This window comes from Paenibacillus paridis, assembly GCF_006345825.1.
GTDB lineage: Bacteria > Bacillota > Bacilli > Paenibacillales > Paenibacillaceae > Pristimantibacillus > Pristimantibacillus paridis.
Genome location: NZ_VCIX01000092.1, coordinates 882,642 through 898,836, shown reverse-complemented (window position 1 = coordinate 898,836; position 16,195 = coordinate 882,642). Strand labels below are relative to the sequence as shown.

Genomic DNA, 16,195 nt, shown 5'->3' with positions numbered 1-16,195 from the left:
AACCACCAAAGTGGCGACTTATTTACATATCTGTTTAAGCTTCGTTATAAATGATCGGCAATAATCCGGCTCCATTAACATATCGATGTCAGCTTCTTTAATAGGCAACTATTTTATCGAACACCGAAGGTTATAACATGACTTCCCTTCCTGTTCTTTGCCTATGCTTTTTCATATTCAAAAGGGCTATCCTTCCTTTTTGCAAATCTCTATTTTGCAATTAAATATCAAACAACCCCTCAACCAAGTTCGTTGAAGGGCTATTTGAATTCTTTATCGAAGTTAATCAGCAAACGGAATGACCGTTATACTCTCCACACTCAATTCGCCATGACCGCCTGTAAAACGAATACAATTGTCCTCCCCGGGTTTTAGCACAACGGTTATACTGGCATTTCCAATATTGTCCTGCTCACTGCCCGTAAATAATGCATTAATGAAGGAATGGTCCTCACCATTCACCTTCAAATTCAGCTTAGCCAGCCGCTCTTCTGTAGCATAGCGAATATGAACGGCAGCTCGGCCTCCTTGGCCGCCGTCAACCCCTTGAAACTCGCAGTAGGAGCCTTCGGCATGTAAACCTGCTACGACTTGCGTTCCTTGCACATTCGTCTCCAATGTCGCCCCACCGCCCACGCTGGTAACAGCAGCCGGATAGCTTTGTGAATACGGTTCAGACGTAGGTGCCGCTCCGACAGGATGAACGCCTTCCTTGGTCTGAACGACCGTGCGAATCGATCCATCCTCATTGAAATACAAATAATCGATACAAATGCTTCTTAAATTGCCCTCGCCGGAAATGTCCTGGTTATGATAGAACAGATACCATTGCCCCTTAAACTGAGCCACAGAACCATGAGTGGTTGAACAGCCGGTCGGCTCCAGAAAAATACCGCGGTATGTCCAAGGGCCAAGCGGATGCTCGCTCGTAGCGTATCTCATCCGGTTATTCCCTTCCAAATTATCCGCATACGTCAGATAGTACAATCCTTCCCTCTTAAATACCCATGCCGCTTCGTGAAAGTCTTCAAGACCAAGCATTTCCCGCATTTCTCCGTTAATCGAGACCATATCCTCATTCAGCTCGCCGCCCTCGCATCTGCTGCCGCCCCCATAGTACATATAGGCACGATCATCCTCATCCACGAACACGCAAGGATCAATGAGGGCAAATCCGCCAAGCCCCGGTATATAACCTTGATCAGTAAAGCCGCTAGCTGGTTTCTCGCTGGTCGCCACGCCAATTTTCCAGGTATCGTTCCAATTCGATCCGCTCGGATGCGGATAATAGAAATAATAGACTCCATTCTTATAAGCGCAATCAGGCGCCCACATAAAACCACCCTCCGGCCTGCCCCACGCCACATCCTCCGAACGCAGGATCTCCCCCTCATCGACCCAATTGACCATATCCTCCGAGGAGAACACATGATATCTGTCCATCAAGTCACAGCCCCTGGCAGGGTCCATATCGTGCGACGCATAAATATAAACCTTTCCATCCTCCCATACATGGGCAGACGGATCAGCGGTAAATATCGTTGTAATCAAAGGATTCCTTGAGGTTGCCTTCGCAAGGCTTGCCGGTATGCTTTCATTTCTCATCATCATAATCCTCCTGCATTCATAAATTTCATGGTTAAACAAAAAACAACGGAATAGCTCTCATCAGCATAACCCGACTAACCAATCGTTCACCATGAGACGATTTTAAATATTCTAGGCGTTTCAAAAACTCAATCGCATTTTCAAGTCCTTTGAACCGGCAATCAGCTGCATTTACGAAAAAAAGACCCCAATTCCGTAGTGGAATTAGGGTCTTGATGAGTTAAACTATATTAAAACTTATGAGAGGTGCTGTTGTTATGGATTCAACTGTCATGACCTTTAGATTTGACGATGACGGAATCATTCCGAATAATCCCCATCTACCGTTACTCCTCTATCTAGGTGCCGCTAAAGACAAGCCTAGCCAAATCGAAGCTTTGTTTAACTCCCATAATTGGAGAAACAGCTGGACCAACGGTGTGTACGATTTCCATCACTATCATAGCAATTCCCATGAGGTGCTTGGCGTCAAAAGCGGATCCGCCACCATTCAAGCTGGCGGCGAGCAGGGTAAAGCGATCAAGCTCCATGCCGGAGATATTATTTTGCTTCCTGCCGGTACGGGACATAAGCGGCTTAGCGCCAGTCCGGACTTCCAGATCGTTGGCGCGTATCCCGATGGCATGGATTATAACCTTAGGCGCGGCAAGGAAGGAGAGCGACCGCTGGCATTAGAGGAAATCCGCCAAGTTCCGATTCCCGATACCGATCCGGTGTATGGCTTTGACGGGCCACTGCTCAACTTGTGGAAATAATCTGGAAGCAAAAGAACCCTTGATTTCCACGAAGGAAGCCAAGGGTTCTTCTACCTGCATTTATTCCATTAAGCCTGAGCTAGCTTTACAAGCAGATGTGACAGCTTATGCTGCTCCTGTTCGTTCCCTACCTTCCAAAGCTCCTGCAGCAGCTTTTCTTCGCTATTGCGAGGCTCTTCGTTTTCCGCAAGATAACCTGCAACCTTCTGGGCGATAAGCGCAAGCTGTTCCTCATTTAAACCGATATTTTCAGCCAGCTCGATTCGCCTGGCAAGGTAACCTTTGAATTGCTGGAAGTTTTGCAAAATCTCGTCTTTTTTTCCCTCATCCATTTTATCGAGTGCTTGATCGATTTTCCCGAGCTTCAGCTCACCGTCTTTGTCCACTACATGATTGACTTCTGACATGCTCATTCCTCCTTCAATAAATGCTTTACTTGATATACTTATACCCTTTCCTCCGCTTAAATAAACAAAGGGCTAGGAATGCTATGCGTCATTCCCCCGAATGACACACCACGCCTCACTATGGTTTACGTCTGATCAAAAAAAGCCACCGTTCACTAATAAGTGAAGGCGGCTTTGAAATTAGGAATGATTGGATTCTGTATCCTCCAGAGGGTTTACTCTTTCCTCGGATACAGGAGCATAACTATAAACTCTGCTTAATTTTACAACTCTACGATTCGGACGGCGGATGACGACGGAGCTTTCATCCCAAGCAACGACGATGCCATGGACATCATTGACTTCCATCCCGTCCCTCACCACACGAATGGTCTCGCCGCTAACGCGGAACTTGTCCAACTGCTCTTCGCTAATCAATTCCATTCCTCCTGTGGTTATGTAAAAACCCCAATGCCTGCTCTCGCAACGCATTGAGGTTCTTCCAACTATCATAATTAATGACGCTCCATTGAGACTACCTGCTCGCTCAATTAACCCGCATGCTCTTTCGCATCATTCGTTTCGTACCACTCATCCAGAACGCGAGATGACATCACGCGCTTGCCGATATATTCGCTCTGACGGTCCGTGAATTGTTCTTTCCATTCAATGGACAACTCGTCACACAGCTTCACAATAGTTAGCAGCTCCGACCACGCGACATAGCGCTTGTACCAGAAAAACTGCGGATGCTCAATCATATAAGGATACAAATCATCAAATTCCGTATGTTTACAATCTAGTGCACGCTCAAAGTGGACTTTCGCGTCAGTAAGCTTCGCATACATAAACTCTGCAGACATTTCCCCCATAATTTGTGCCTCCCCTCGATCACTTCTGTATCATTATAAGCGATAATGCCGGATGCGAAAAGAGCAATTGTACTGGAACATTCTACTCAAACTTAATTTCACCGTTATCAAGCGATGAAATCCGAACGAGCGGCTCCACCCGGATACCCTGTTCACGCAATGTTCTTCCGCCGGCTTGAAACGACTTCTCGACAACGACGCCTAGACCTATTAGCGTAGCTCCGGAGCGTTGAATAATTTTGATCAGTCCGCGTGCGGCATCGCCGTTGGCGATAATGTCATCAATAAAGAGTACCCGATCTTCCGCGGTTAGAAACTGCTTTGACACCATAATGTCAGTAACCATCCCTTTGGTGAAGGAAGGCACTCTCTCCACATAAGCGTCAGGATCGGCGATCAACGTTTTTTTGCGACGTGCAAATACAAGCGGAACACCAAGCGTATACGCCGTTGCGTAAGCCGCAGGGATACCGGAGGATTCGACAGTAATCACCTTCGTAATATGCTCCTCTGCGAAGCGTCTTGCGAATTCTTGTCCCATCTCCATTGTGAGTGCAGGGTCGACCTGGTGGTTGATCAAAGCATCCATCCGCAGCACATTACTCGACAATACGGATGATTCTGCTAAAATACGTTGTTTTAAGCTATCCATCTTTCATTACCTCCACCAAAATCCTTTTCGTTAACGTACCATAGGTCAGGCGAAATGTGCAACCCTCTCTGAAGCTTCAACCAAAAACTAAACAAAAAGGGAGTATTTCTAAGGAATAATTTCAAATCTACGGAAAAAAGGAGCAACTTTTTCCACCCCGATACGTCTAATTATGTATAGCTTCATAAGCAAAACAGCTACCATATCTAACATTCATCATATTCCAATATATATCCGATTAATCTTTTATACAGAAAGGAGTGAAGTGCATGATCCCTACCAGAAAAGATGCCCATAAAGCAGCCAGGCTTGCAGCAGCATCTGCGCTTGTCGTCCTCCTAGCCGGCTGCCAAAGCGCAGTCTCGACTCCGCCAGCTACGTACACAGGCAGTACGCAGCCTGTCCAAAACGAGAAAATCAAAGAACCCGATAGCCCTCAGAAGACATATTCAGAACAAGAAGAAAATGGGCTTCCTATAGAAGAGCCTAATCTCAACCATGCAGATACGACGAGTGACACGAATGCCGAAACGTCGACCGTTCGGAAGAAAGAAGATACCAAAGCTACCGTTAAGACCGAAAGTCAGGATGCTGCTTGGTCTGCCAATGCCCCTTTGCTTCACGGCATAGCCATTGGCGATAACGAATCATCCGTGACCAAGCTTTACGGCAAGCCCCAAGACACCTATAAGCTTGACGAAGAAACAGAAACGATCAATGTCCTTGAATATGACGGCTTTGCCGTAGGCATCAATCCAGGGAAAAAAGTTCAATTCGTGGAAGTTTACGGGAAGCTCATCTCGACCGGATTAAGCGGATTACATATCGGCGATAGCCAGGAAAATGCGTTAAAGCTACTGGGCAAGCCAAACAAGCAAACCACCTATCTGTTAACCTATGAAGCCAAAAAAGCACTGCTAAAGCTCGACTTGGACCCCGTACATAATCAAATCGTATCCATAAAGCTGCTTGCTGTAAATTCCTGATTAGGACCAATCCAGCAGCCATAAGGCAAGAAGCGCAAGCAGCAATATTGGAAAAGTAAGAAGCAATCCATATTTTGTATATTCACGCCAGCCAATTGAGACGCCTCCTTGCCGAACAAGCTGAATCCATAGCAAAGTGGCAAGAGAGCCGATCGGCGTGAGCTTCGCTCCGATTGAAGTACCAAGCAAGCTTGCAAACGGCAAATAATCCGGGCCATTTACCTGTACGATTGCCAGTGATGAGATGAGCACGGCAGGCAGGTTATTAATTGCAGCTGCAAGCAAGGCAAACAGTATCCCTGATCCGAAGATTCCCATTAATTCGTTGGTGCCGGCTATCGGGCCTAGTATTTCGGGCAGCCATGCCGTTGCGCCATGAATATGCAAGCTGTAAACAATCAGGTTCATCGATAACGCAAATACAATGATTAGCCAAGGTGCCCGTGCAATTGTTTCTTTAATTGGCGCCTTTCCCACTGCAGCCGAAGCCCCCCATTGCAGCATCGCGCAGCCAAGCGCGACGGCAGCTACCGGAATTCCCAATCTCTCCGAGCCCAAATATCCGATCATCATCAATACAATGTTTAGCCAGGACAAATAAAATAAATGCCGATTTTGGATTGCAGATGCTGGCTTAGGGAACATATGCGGAGCGAGCGCCCTTCTCCTCTCGCTTAAGATGGAACGCCCAAAGTAAGCCACAGTGACAGCAATGGTAGCTGCGATTCCGATTAACCCAGGCCAGACCATACGGGAAGCATATTGCCCAAAAGAAAGATCGAAAAAATCAGCCGTTAAAATATTGGTCAAATTGCTCATCATTAAAGGCGCGCTAGCCGTATCTGCCATGAAGCCTATTCCCAATAGGAATATGAGCCTTCCGCTTCTGGAGAGCTTAAGCAAGGCCGTGATTTCAAGTACGATCGGGACCATAATTAGAATGGTTCCATCGTTATTGAAAAACACCGTAATCAAAGCAGCCAAAAGCGATAACCCGATAAACAAAACCAGTTGTCGGTTGTGGAAGCGGTGAACGATATGCAGCGCAGCCCAGCGAAAGAAGCCGTTATAATCGAGCAAAGCGGTAAAAATCATAATGCCAATTAACGAAAATGTGGCATTCCACACAAAACCCCAAATATACGCCGCATCCTCGGGCTTCAGAAGCTGTGCCGCGAATAACAAGCCCGCTCCGGCCAATGCGACAAAAGCCTCATTTACTCCTTTTGGTTTAATCAAGATGATGGCTAATGCTGCTATAAATACAGCTATGGTCAAAAGCATGGACATGTAGAGAGCTCCTTCAGCTGACTTCGATGACTGATAAAATTTTGAAAAAAGTCATGCCTGTCCCCGATAGGACATACCTTCTAATTATAGAGGGTCATCGAACGGAGGACGGTAGACAATGTGGAAACGTATCGGAAGGGTGCTGCAAATCGCTTCAACCTACATGGGCACTATCGTAGGGGCTGGTTTTGCCACCGGTCAGGAAATCTTACAATTCTTTACCCGGTTTGGCTATTGGGGAACCATTACCATTGCACTCTCTACCGTGTTGTTTATCTGGTTGGGAACAAAAATGATGCTCATTGCAAGCGAAATCAAGGCAAAATCCTATGAGGATCTGAATAAAGCCTTATTCGGAGACACCTATGGAAGGCTCATCAGCCACTTTATGCTGGTCGTTTTGCTCGGCGTAACGGCTGTAATGCTCGCAGGCGCGGGCACGATCTTTTATGAGCATTGGAACATTTCCTATCAATCCGGACTGCTTATTACGATAGCGGCCTGTTATTTCTTGCTGCGTAAAGGGATGAATGCCATCCTAACGGTAAACGCTATTGTTGTCCCTATCATGCTCTTGTTTACGGTGCTTATCGTGATCGACACCTTTAGAACGCCCGGCGCTGACAAGTTTCTGACCTTATCCAGTGACCACTCGATATGGGCGGCATGGGCTTCGCCGTTCCTTTACACCGCCTTCAACCTGTCCATGTCACAGGCCGTGCTTGTCCCGTTAGGCGCAGAAATTAATGACCGCAAAGTCATCATTGCCGGCTCCTGGGTCGGCGGCATCGGCATCGGCTTTATGCTGCTGGCGGGACATGTCGCCCTTTCCGTGCATATGCCCGGCATCCAGCAGTTTGCCATTCCGATGGGCGGCATCGCCCGCCAGCTTGGACCTAGCGTACAGTTCATTTATATTTTTATTATTTTCGCAGAAATTTTCACGACGCTTATTGCTGATATTTACGGGCTCACTCTTCAACTGCACGAGCGGCTGAAATGGGCGCGCAGCTTAATTGTACTGCTCATTCTTGCCATTTGTTATGTCGCCAGCCAAATCGGCTTCGGCATGCTGTTATCTACGCTTTATCCGATTTTCGGATTGATCAGCTTCGGCTGGCTCATCTTGATCATACGCAAGCGGGTAGCGTCCAACTAGCTTTAGGCTTCTGCTATTGCCATCATCACAATTGCACAAGCGCGGCTTCCGCACAATGGCGCTGCAAGGCATCCCGGACATGCTCATGGCAGGTCATAACGATTATCTGACGTTCGCAAGACAGCTCTTCCAGAAGCTTGGCCACGGCATGCAGGCGGTCTTTGTCAAAGTTAACAAACACATCATCCAGCATGAGGGGAAGCTTGGCTCCTTGCGAAGCTTCCTCTGCCAGCGCGAAGCGCATGGCCAAATAGACCTGCTCCGCTGTTCCCCTGCTCAGAACCTCGCTGTCAATTAACCGCCTATCCGCCGTTTCCAGCTTTATTCCCGATTCTCCCGGTACCGTCAATACACGTATGTATTTTCCTTCCGTCAGCTTCTCGATAAACCGCGAGGCGTTGCGAAGCACAACGGGCTGCCGCTCTTCTTCATAAATTCGTTTCGTTCGGCTAATCAGTGCCGCACTGACGGAGAGAACCGCGTAGCGCTCTGCCGATGACTCCAATTGAGCCAGAGTCATTTCTTTCTCGGCAAGCAGTCGCTGCTGCTCTTCTTCCTGCAGCAAATGCTCCATGGATTGCCGAAGCCGTCCCATCTTCTCTAACGCTTCCCGTTTCTCCCTCTCCAGCTCCTCAAGCTCTGTCAAAGAAGATGACTGCATGGCTTGCAATTGCTCTTCATCATAGCCTTCGAACAACAGCTCCAATTCCCTTAGTCTCTCTTCGGAAAGTCCGGCAGCAATCTCCAGCTCAGCCTTCGAGAGCTCTAAATGAATGAACTGAAGGGTACGGCGATGCTCTAGCGCCAGCGCATATTCTGCTTCGCCCGCCAGACCAGCGGCAGCAAGCTGCGCAGCAATCTCCGCAGCCAGCTCCTGCAGACGGAGATCGGCAGCATGCTTCGCCATATTCAGCTCTTCGCGGCGCGCGATGATGCCGAGCGCGTCCTGTTTGGCAGCGGCATGGCGGCGAATCTCGGCATGCAGCAGCCGCAAAGCAAGCGCGGGGTCCGCAGCGAACTCGGCGGCGGCTTCTTCGAAATGCCCGCACAGCTCGGCCGCTTGCTTGGCGAACGCGGCAAGCGTACTGCCTGCGGCGGCGTGCTTCGCCGACAGCCGGTCATATTGCTGCAGCCGCTGCAAAGCTTGCTCGGCTAGCTCGAACGCTTCGAGAACGGCGGTCGGGGACATATCCGCTGGAAGCGAGCGGGCTGCCAGCCAGCCGGCCCATTGCCGGGCGGCTGCTTGTCTGGTCTGTGCAGCTGCGGCGGCAGCCTCGCGGCGGCCTGCAGCGTGTGCGCGCAGCCGGTCGAGGCGCTGGGCGAGCTCGCTGCAATGGTCGATGAGGCGCTCGCTAGCTAGCAGCGCCTCGAGCGTGGCTTCAACTGCGGCGCGCAGCTGTACGCGCGCCTGCTCAGCCGCGAGCAAATGCTCGGGCGAGCGATGATGTTTCGCTGCGAGCAGTGCGGCAGCCGCTTCTCGCGGCTCCCGTACCACTACCTCCAGCGCTTTCATGACGCGGTCTTCGCGCGATTCCAGTGTTGCAGCGTTCGAACTGCCTGCGCTTGCAGCTGTGCTGCGGCTTCCGCGTCCTTGTCCTCTGCCGAGCTGCTGCCCCGAGCGTTCCCTGCCGGGTGCAGCTCCGCTGCGGCTGCGTACCATGGCAGCCGCCGCAAGCAAGATGGCTGCTCCGGCAAGCACAAGAACAGCGAGGCTGATCTCGCCAGCCCCGACTGCCAGCGCCAGCGCCGCTCCCCCGGCTCCAGCGGCAGCGACCCACAGCATGCCGGCTCCGCTACCGCCCGCTGGCTGCCTGGTTTCAGCCGCCTCGCCATCGCTGCCGGCTGCGCGCACCCGCTCGAGCTCCCACTCGCGGAGCGCAAGATCCAGGGCGTTCCACGCCCCCTTCAGCGCTTCCCGCGTGCCCGGAAGCACCTCAAAACCCTCACCGCCGCTCCTCCCGCGGCGAGCCTGCTCGCGTTCGGCGGCTGACCTCGCCTCCTCCAAAGCTAGCGACGCCTCCAGCTCCTGCTGACTCAGCGTCTCCAGTTCAGCCGCGATCCGCTCCTCCGACCGCAATAGCTCCAGCGCCTGCTGCCGCTCGTTCCGAACCAAATCGCGGTCCGCCACGGTCACTTGCAGCTCCCGCAGCTGCCGCTCTGTCCACTCCGGCGCTATGCTGCTCACTAACCGCGCGATCATTTCATCGTGCTCCCGCAGCTCAGACGCAAGCTCGGCGCGGTCCTGAGCAAGCTTGCGCATGCTGTCCGAGGCTTGCAGCAAAGCCTCCGTTTCTGTTCCCAGCCGGATCAGCTCTTCGTCGTAGCTGATCGTCTCAAGCTGGAGCTCGATCAGCATCCCTTTTTGCCTATGCTTCTCCCATTCCTCGCGCCGCTCCGCTCGCTGCCTAAGCAGCTCTGTCCAGCTTCTCTCAGCCGCCTCAGAGATTTTCCCTGCATAAGCGACGGACTCCCGCTCCACAAACAGCTTTTGCTTCCTCAGCCATAGGGGCCTAGCTGAGCAGGCTTTACTCATTAAACGATGTCGAGCCGCTTTCTCTGGAAGCTCCGATTCCATACGAGCAATCGAAGCCTCAAGCTTCGTCGTCTGGGCTGTCAGCTCATTGAAGACCCCAATCGAATCTTCGCGCTTACGGAGCGTTGCTTCAAGCTGCTCTAACGATTTGAGCTGTTGGTTCATCGTTTGCAGCGAACCGCGAGGCTTATAGAGCGACTCCATCTCCTGAAGAAGGCGCTTTTCAGCTGCAGCGATCGTTTTTCCGCTATCCCAGCCGGCTTGGTACAAGTACCGGCCTAGCTCATCGCCCGACAGCGCTCCAACCTCTTGCAGCTCAGAAAGCGTAATTGCAAACAGTTGGCGGTAAAGCCTTTCGGTAACGCCGCCCAGGAATTGACGCTCCCAATCCGTTTGCAAGAGCAATGTCCCATCTGCATATCGCGCTTCTGCTTCGCTATTTGTCTCTTGTGATGCTTGGTCCGATTGGCCCTCTTGGGTGCCAAGCTCTCCCCCCAAACCGCGCAGCTTAGGCTTGCCGGCATGATCGGAGGCATAGCGTTCCAGTACGAACAACTCATTCTCCGCAAGGCTAAAAAACAACCGCCCCCCATGCTTGCCGCCGTTCACCGGCTCCTGCCGCTCGAGTGGCAGCCCTCGCCTCGCGAACCCGAACAGCATGCTGCGTATAAAGCCAAACATCGTGCTCTTGCCTGCTTCGTTAGGTCCATATACGATAACGACAGGCGCATTCAGAGGAATCTGCCGCGCATTCAGCTGTCCATATCCGTTAATTTCAGCCTTTATAAGCTTCACGCTATTCTTCATCTCCTAAAGGGTCTGCAACTGCCGCCCGCAGCCGCAGACTCTGCCATTATCCATCTCTTTCATTGCCGCCATAAATAGCTCCAAGCGTCAGCTCTCTCGCCTGTTCCAGCCAGCGCTCCGGAAGCTCGTCCCATTTGTCATGCAGCAAGCGGCCCAGCTTCGCATGACCAGCCATGCCGCTTACGGCATCCTTAGCAAACTCATGCCATAACGTTTGGTCCGCTTCCAATAATGCACTTAAGCGATAAAGCTCTCCTGCAAAGCTGTCCTCCTCCTCCAGCTGTTCCCAATCCAGCTCAGCGCCTGTAGCAGCTTCCATACGATATAGATGAAGCCATGGCTCGCCTACGGCAAAAGACTGCCTTTCTTGCAGCTGCTCCAGCAGCGTCCGCACTATAAGCGGCTCCGACAATTTCTGATGCAGCCGTCCGCGGCCAACCAGATTTACGCGCAGCATGATCGAGCGCCCGGCTGATTCCAGCAGATGCACATCCATTAACGACTCTAGCTGCTGCAAAAGCTCTTGCTCCGAGCTTGCCTCCGCAATCGAATGACTAATTTCAAGCCAGCGGACCACGTCTAGCGGCAAAAAAGTCATTTCCACCGCTTTTGCAGCCGACACCTCAACCAGATAACAGCCCTTAGCTCCTGTTTCCCGAGGATTTCGGCCTTGCGCATTGCCTGCATAAACCACATGAGGATATTCATGAAGCACCCTTCGATGGTGAATATGGCCAAGCGCCCAATAATCAAATCCGTTGCTCCCTGTCAACTCGCTAAGCGAACAAGGGGCATAAGGATCATGGGAAGCGTCTCCATCGACATTGCCATGAAGCAGCGCGATATGGAAAGGCGCTTCCGGCTCGATGCGATAGGCAGCCGCTATATTTTCCGTCATGATGCGCGTGCCGTACGATCTGCCGTAAACAAAAGCAGCCAGCTCACCGCTCTTGCGATAAGCCGGCCGATATTCCATCTGATCTGCTCCAAACACATGCACGTTAGGCGGCAGCTGCAGAGCTGCCCGCTTGCCGCTGAGAGGATCATGGTTTCCGTGTATGACATATACGGCAATGCCATGCTCATGAAGCTTCTCCCATTCTCTTGCGAGCATAAGCTGTGCACGCAAGGAACGGTCTGCTTCGTCAAACAGATCACCCGCAATCACGATAAAATCCACCTGCTCATGAATCGCTGCCTGCGTCAATTGCCGCAGCGCTGCAAAGGTCGAATCGCTTAACGCCGCCCGCACCTGCTCCGGTGCCTTCGCCAGCCCGCGGAAGGGGCTATCCAGATGCAGGTCTGCCGCATGAATGAACCGAAAAGAAACCGTCATGTAATAACCGCCTATTCCCTAAAGATCTGCCGTTACTCCGGCTTCATGCTGAGGTAAACCTTTTTTAATTGCGCGATTACGCGTTGTAGAGAATATACCTTTTTCGCTTTGTCCCAGCCTGATCTTGCCAGATTATACCGATAGGTCGGATCGGTAACGAGCTTCTCAAGCGCGTTGGCAAGCGCTGACGGATTCTCTGGCGGCACTAGCAGCCCGTTTACGCCATCATCAATTTGTTCGGCAATGCCGCCTACATTCGTACCGACTAAAGCAAGCCAGCATAATGCAGCCTCCGCAAACACCGAGCCAAATGCTTCTGCTCGCGACGGGAGCACGAATACATCAAAAAACGGCATAAATTCCTCTGGATGCAGCATATATCCGTAAAAAATAATATCGTCATAAAGATCAAGCTCCACCGCCAAAGCCTCCAGCTCCTCGCGGATCGGCCCATCGCCGATAATATGAAGAACGAACGGATGGCCTTTTTTCTTAAGCTCCGCGCATGCGTGCAGCAGCACATCAAGACCCTTAGCCGGAACCAAGCGGCATACCGTGATCAGCTGTGTGACTTCATTCTCATGGGCAATCGGCTTGAATCTTTTTTCATCAAAGCCGTTTGGAATGACCTTGATGCTTTCGGGATGCTTAATGTACGGTGCAATATAGGAGCGGAATGATTCCGAAACGGTCAGCAGATGGTCCGCCTTCGCTTCAAGCTCGCCATAAATGCTCATCAAAAATTGATGCTCTTGGCCGCCCTCTGCTATTTTGCCATTCAAGATGAGCTCTCGCTCATAACTGGAGTGGATAGTTACAGCGAGAGGCGTTTCCGGAAAAAGCTGCTTCATGACGAGTGCCGCAATCGGATGATGGGCATGGATGATATCGTATGGCTTTTGAATCCGCATCTTGGTCCACCATACGTAATCCTTATAGGTTTGTATATATTTATCTACCATTGCATTGCCTTTGTAGGCGGTATGGTCAAAGGTCTCGAACACGACCTCCTCTTGTCCTTTGCTTCTAACCCGCTTAGGCAGCGAGAATAATTCCATTTGCCAGCCCAGCTTTATAAATCTATCTTGAATGTACGGGATCATGGAAGAAACTCCCCCCGGCTGCTCCGGCGGAAAAAACAAGGCTTGTAAAATATTCATGTGTCCCATCCTTTCAACGTAAAACATCTAAATCAACTTTTCGTTCGTCGTAAAACATGATATAGTAGAACGTATGTTTCTGTAAAGTTAGCAAACATAATACTATACGACGGTGGTTAACTTATGTCCATGACACAATGGCTCTCAGGCCCTACCGGTCAGCTGCTTTCTTCATCTGCAGTGATCGTAATCCTTATCCTAATGCTCCTTATGTCGGTTAAGCTTTATGCCAGTTACCGAAACAAACGGATTTACCGCTTGCTTATTACAGCCATACCGCTCATTGTTGTTAAGCAATGCCTGCTCGTTGTGCTCGCTTATCCGGGGCATGCTTTCTCCCCATGGCTTTATTTAGCGTTTACCGTTTTGCAAATTATCTCTTTTATTATTATAAACTTTGTTTTCATGAAATTATATACTCATCGTTCCGCGCAGTTGAAAGTCATACCCTTTATCATTATGAGTATGTTGGCAATCGTCATTGCAGGCATACAATTTGCCTTTACGCCTTTTACGACCGAGACGGTAGTCGGCTCGCAAGCGTTCACCTTCCCGGCGCTGGATTTTTATGGACTTATCGTTATTTTTATGATTATGCTCGACACCAGAAGCGCGCATATGAGCTCCAAATATTATGCCAGCTTAATCGTTTTCTTTGCAAGCGAGGTTGCAAGGCTTGCCAATGCTTATGTATTTCACGACTCGCTCTCTTGGCTCGTTATCGTTAGTCAACTGCTGCCAATCGTGTATTACTCCTTACTGTTTATCCTACTGTTCGAATGGGTTATTGACCGGCTTATGCAAACCTATCAGTCCTCCATTGTCGATGGCCTGACTGGCCTATATAATCGCCGTCACTTCTATTCCAAAGCCCAGCAGCTTCTGCAATCGAGCAAGTCCATCGCAATTATTTTCTGTGATATCGATAATTTCAAGAAATTAAACGATACCCATGGACATCATAAAGCCGATGGCGTATTGAAACAGGTAGCCGAAATTATGAAAGAGGAATCGAGCGGCATTGGCTCGGCAGGGCGCTATGGCGGCGAGGAGCTGCTCAGCTGCATCAGCACAGAGCAAGTTAAACCGGAAATCGTTGCCGAATCGATCCGGCGCAGAGTGGAGCAGGAGACGATGGTTACTGTCAGCGTAGGCTTTAGCACCACCAAGGAGAGCAAGGATGTGCAAGAAATGATCAAGCAATCGGATGAAGCGATGTACGTTTCGAAAACAACGGGAAAAAATAAAGTAAGCCCGTTTAAAATGCCCGCTGCTTACAAAAAATCAAAAGCATAAAAGCCTGTTATATCCCCTGTTCTTCCGGAATTCCGTCTGGATCGACAGGGGATTATTTGTAGATGCAGGTTGATAGCTTAAGCTTGATTGCTTCCAGCATTCGCTACCCTCTTCATGAAATTATTCATTAATAGAGGAAGAGATATTAATATGGGGGGGTCATCCGGTCTTGGGGCATAAAGCATCACCTGCTGGTGAGAAGCACCATAATAAGGCGTAACGATGACAGGCTCTTTGGAACGTGTACGCAGCGTTTTGTGAGGCAATAGAAAATCTTTCGCTGCAGTTCCCCACGCGACCGAAGTCGCCAATAAATAATACGTCCCAGGCTTGACCCCTGTCAGGCTGAAATGGCCCAGTGAAGACACAAGCGTGCCGTATAAGGGCAGCCCTTCCGGGATTGGCCTGGCAAATAATCCGATCAATATGACGCCTTCAAACGGAACCTCCGCATGGATAGTCCCTTGTACCGTATCCGGCTGTTCTGAGGGAAGAGTCAATGTGCTCCAGTGCTTAAGCTCCTGCAAGGAGCGCAATTGAACGTCGGCCTGCTGCGCCGAGTTGCGAAATTCGGACGGTGTTACCCCCACCCGTTCCGTGAACCTGGAGGTGAAAGTTCCAAGACTCTGCTGTCCAATTTCAAGTGCGATATCACGGATGCTTAGTTGGGTTTGCAGCAGCAAATCCTTGGCCTTCTGCAGTCGGTGCGAGGAAGCGTAATATAGCGGCGAGAGCCCGGTCTTTTCTTTAAAAATTCTTGTAAAATGAAAATTGCTATAGCCTGCGTAACCCGCTAGCCTCGATAGGGGCATCGGTTCATAAATATTTTCATGAATATAGGCAATTACCTCATCAATTTCTGAATAACGATTCGTTGACATTACGGATTCTTCCTCCCGCCGGAATTCAAGCGTCACAACACATAATGAGAACTTATGTTCGTATTCATAATAGCATATAAAACAAGATTAGGGAACAAGTTTTCTGTAAAAAAAAAGAAAAAACACGGCAGCTTTAGCATTTCTCTGCTGCCGTGTTTTCGATTTGATAAGCTTCATATTTCTCCACCAATATAACATAAAACTATAGAGCAGCTTGAGCTATCGTTTGGTTACAATAGGCTTCTCTAGTGCATAGAGCTCGTCCTCAAGCGTCTGCATGCGCTCAAGCACTGTTTTACGGGCATCGTTAAGGGCATGATTATATACGTGCGGGCCAATTTCCTGCAATACAAAATCCAGCAGCTGCTCCGCAGCAATCGATCCGATCGTCTCTGAGCGTTCCGCCTCGAAAAAATACTTTATCTTCTCGGTTAATTGCTCCTTCTGTTCCTTTGGCAATTTCATTATTAACAT

The 16,195-nt window shown here is 50.0% G+C and carries 15 protein-coding genes; 4 read left to right on the top strand and 11 right to left on the bottom strand.

Annotated features, from left to right (window positions below):
• Nucleotides 1–282 precede the first annotated feature (282 nt).
• Nucleotides 283–1,608, bottom strand: coding sequence for a family 43 glycosylhydrolase (locus FJQ58_RS25805; RefSeq protein WP_202915327.1), 1,326 nt, complete (start codon nucleotides 1,606–1,608; stop codon nucleotides 283–285).
• A gap of 257 nt (nucleotides 1,609–1,865) precedes the next feature.
• Here FJQ58_RS25805 and FJQ58_RS25800 point away from each other — a divergent pair, with 257 nt between their 5' ends.
• Nucleotides 1,866–2,363 (top strand): cupin domain-containing protein, encoded by a 498-nt coding sequence (locus FJQ58_RS25800; protein ID WP_139997730.1) that lies wholly within the window; start codon nucleotides 1,866–1,868, stop codon nucleotides 2,361–2,363.
• Between the two features lie 68 nt (nucleotides 2,364–2,431).
• On the opposite strand, the gene FJQ58_RS25795 is transcribed toward FJQ58_RS25800, so the two are convergent.
• The 4 genes from FJQ58_RS25795 to FJQ58_RS25780 form a co-directional block, all read right to left on the bottom strand.
• Complete coding sequence (locus FJQ58_RS25795) at nucleotides 2,432–2,770, bottom strand: DUF3243 domain-containing protein (protein ID WP_139997728.1); 339 nt, start codon at nucleotides 2,768–2,770, stop codon at nucleotides 2,432–2,434.
• A 180-nt stretch (nucleotides 2,771–2,950) separates the two neighbouring features.
• Nucleotides 2,951–3,187: a hypothetical protein gene (locus tag FJQ58_RS25790; protein ID WP_139997726.1), complete on the bottom strand. Its 237-nt coding sequence runs from the start codon at nucleotides 3,185–3,187 to the stop codon at nucleotides 2,951–2,953.
• 113 nt (nucleotides 3,188–3,300) lie between these two features.
• Nucleotides 3,301–3,621 (bottom strand): hypothetical protein, encoded by a 321-nt coding sequence (locus FJQ58_RS25785; protein ID WP_139997724.1) that lies wholly within the window; start codon nucleotides 3,619–3,621, stop codon nucleotides 3,301–3,303.
• Nucleotides 3,622–3,703: 82 nt separating this feature from the next.
• On the bottom strand, nucleotides 3,704–4,273 hold the full coding sequence (locus tag FJQ58_RS25780) for a xanthine phosphoribosyltransferase (RefSeq protein WP_139997723.1): 570 nt from the start codon (nucleotides 4,271–4,273) through the stop codon (nucleotides 3,704–3,706).
• Nucleotides 4,274–4,542: 269 nt separating this feature from the next.
• Here FJQ58_RS25780 and FJQ58_RS25775 point away from each other — a divergent pair, with 269 nt between their 5' ends.
• Nucleotides 4,543–5,259 carry a hypothetical protein gene (locus tag FJQ58_RS25775; protein WP_139997721.1) on the top strand — a complete coding sequence of 239 codons (717 nt, stop codon included), beginning with the start codon at nucleotides 4,543–4,545 and terminating at the stop codon, nucleotides 5,257–5,259.
• Here the strand turns inward: FJQ58_RS25775 and FJQ58_RS25770 are convergent, their stop codons facing one another.
• The gene (locus tag FJQ58_RS25770; protein ID WP_139997719.1) at nucleotides 5,260–6,549 is read right to left on the bottom strand and encodes an ArsB/NhaD family transporter; all 1,290 of its coding nucleotides are present in this window, start codon (nucleotides 6,547–6,549) and stop codon (nucleotides 5,260–5,262) included.
• Nucleotides 6,550–6,667: 118 nt separating this feature from the next.
• On the opposite strand from FJQ58_RS25770, the gene FJQ58_RS25765 reads away from it, so the two are divergent.
• Complete coding sequence (locus FJQ58_RS25765) at nucleotides 6,668–7,708, top strand: YkvI family membrane protein (protein WP_139997717.1); 1,041 nt, start codon at nucleotides 6,668–6,670, stop codon at nucleotides 7,706–7,708.
• A 25-nt stretch (nucleotides 7,709–7,733) separates the two neighbouring features.
• Here the strand turns inward: FJQ58_RS25765 and FJQ58_RS25760 are convergent, their stop codons facing one another.
• From FJQ58_RS25760 to FJQ58_RS25750, 3 genes are read right to left on the bottom strand one after another with little or no spacing between them, the layout of a single operon-like run.
• Nucleotides 7,734–11,036, bottom strand: coding sequence for an AAA family ATPase (locus FJQ58_RS25760; protein WP_162341771.1), 3,303 nt, complete (start codon nucleotides 11,034–11,036; stop codon nucleotides 7,734–7,736).
• 58 nt (nucleotides 11,037–11,094) lie between these two features.
• Nucleotides 11,095–12,384: a metallophosphoesterase family protein gene (locus FJQ58_RS25755; protein WP_139997713.1), complete on the bottom strand. Its 1,290-nt coding sequence runs from the start codon at nucleotides 12,382–12,384 to the stop codon at nucleotides 11,095–11,097.
• A gap of 32 nt (nucleotides 12,385–12,416) precedes the next feature.
• Nucleotides 12,417–13,544 carry a glycosyltransferase family 4 protein gene (locus tag FJQ58_RS25750; RefSeq protein ID WP_139997711.1) on the bottom strand — a complete coding sequence of 376 codons (1,128 nt, stop codon included), beginning with the start codon at nucleotides 13,542–13,544 and terminating at the stop codon, nucleotides 12,417–12,419.
• A gap of 123 nt (nucleotides 13,545–13,667) precedes the next feature.
• On the opposite strand from FJQ58_RS25750, the gene FJQ58_RS25745 reads away from it, so the two are divergent.
• Nucleotides 13,668–14,840, top strand: a complete 1,173-nt coding sequence (locus FJQ58_RS25745) for a GGDEF domain-containing protein (RefSeq protein WP_139997709.1) — start codon at nucleotides 13,668–13,670, stop codon at nucleotides 14,838–14,840.
• A gap of 77 nt (nucleotides 14,841–14,917) precedes the next feature.
• On the opposite strand, the gene FJQ58_RS25740 is transcribed toward FJQ58_RS25745, so the two are convergent.
• Nucleotides 14,918–15,721 carry a helix-turn-helix domain-containing protein gene (locus tag FJQ58_RS25740; protein ID WP_139997707.1) on the bottom strand — a complete coding sequence of 268 codons (804 nt, stop codon included), beginning with the start codon at nucleotides 15,719–15,721 and terminating at the stop codon, nucleotides 14,918–14,920.
• Between the two features lie 219 nt (nucleotides 15,722–15,940).
• A complete protein-coding gene (locus FJQ58_RS25735) occupies nucleotides 15,941–16,195 on the bottom strand; it encodes a DUF2164 domain-containing protein (RefSeq protein WP_139997705.1) in 255 nt (84 codons plus the stop codon).

Bases quoted from the DNA above. Each gene is read 5' to 3' on its own strand.
- FJQ58_RS25805 (WP_202915327.1), bottom strand. From the start codon at position 1,608: ATGATGAGAAATGAAAGCATACCGGCAAGCCTTGCGAAGGCAACCTCA.
- FJQ58_RS25800 (WP_139997730.1), top strand. From the start codon at position 1,866: ATGGATTCAACTGTCATGACCTTTAGATTTGACGATGACGGAATCATT.
- FJQ58_RS25795 (WP_139997728.1), bottom strand. From the start codon at position 2,770: ATGTCAGAAGTCAATCATGTAGTGGACAAAGACGGTGAGCTGAAGCTC.
- FJQ58_RS25785 (WP_139997724.1), bottom strand. From the start codon at position 3,621: ATGGGGGAAATGTCTGCAGAGTTTATGTATGCGAAGCTTACTGACGCG.
- FJQ58_RS25780 (WP_139997723.1), bottom strand. From the start codon at position 4,273: ATGGATAGCTTAAAACAACGTATTTTAGCAGAATCATCCGTATTGTCG.
- FJQ58_RS25775 (WP_139997721.1), top strand. From the start codon at position 4,543: ATGATCCCTACCAGAAAAGATGCCCATAAAGCAGCCAGGCTTGCAGCA.
- FJQ58_RS25770 (WP_139997719.1), bottom strand. From the start codon at position 6,549: ATGTCCATGCTTTTGACCATAGCTGTATTTATAGCAGCATTAGCCATC.
- FJQ58_RS25765 (WP_139997717.1), top strand. From the start codon at position 6,668: ATGTGGAAACGTATCGGAAGGGTGCTGCAAATCGCTTCAACCTACATG.
- FJQ58_RS25755 (WP_139997713.1), bottom strand. From the start codon at position 12,384: ATGACGGTTTCTTTTCGGTTCATTCATGCGGCAGACCTGCATCTGGAT.
- FJQ58_RS25750 (WP_139997711.1), bottom strand. From the start codon at position 13,544: ATGAATATTTTACAAGCCTTGTTTTTTCCGCCGGAGCAGCCGGGGGGA.
- FJQ58_RS25745 (WP_139997709.1), top strand. From the start codon at position 13,668: ATGTCCATGACACAATGGCTCTCAGGCCCTACCGGTCAGCTGCTTTCT.
- FJQ58_RS25740 (WP_139997707.1), bottom strand. From the start codon at position 15,721: ATGTCAACGAATCGTTATTCAGAAATTGATGAGGTAATTGCCTATATT.
- FJQ58_RS25735 (WP_139997705.1), bottom strand. From the start codon at position 16,195: ATGTTAATAATGAAATTGCCAAAGGAACAGAAGGAGCAATTAACCGAG.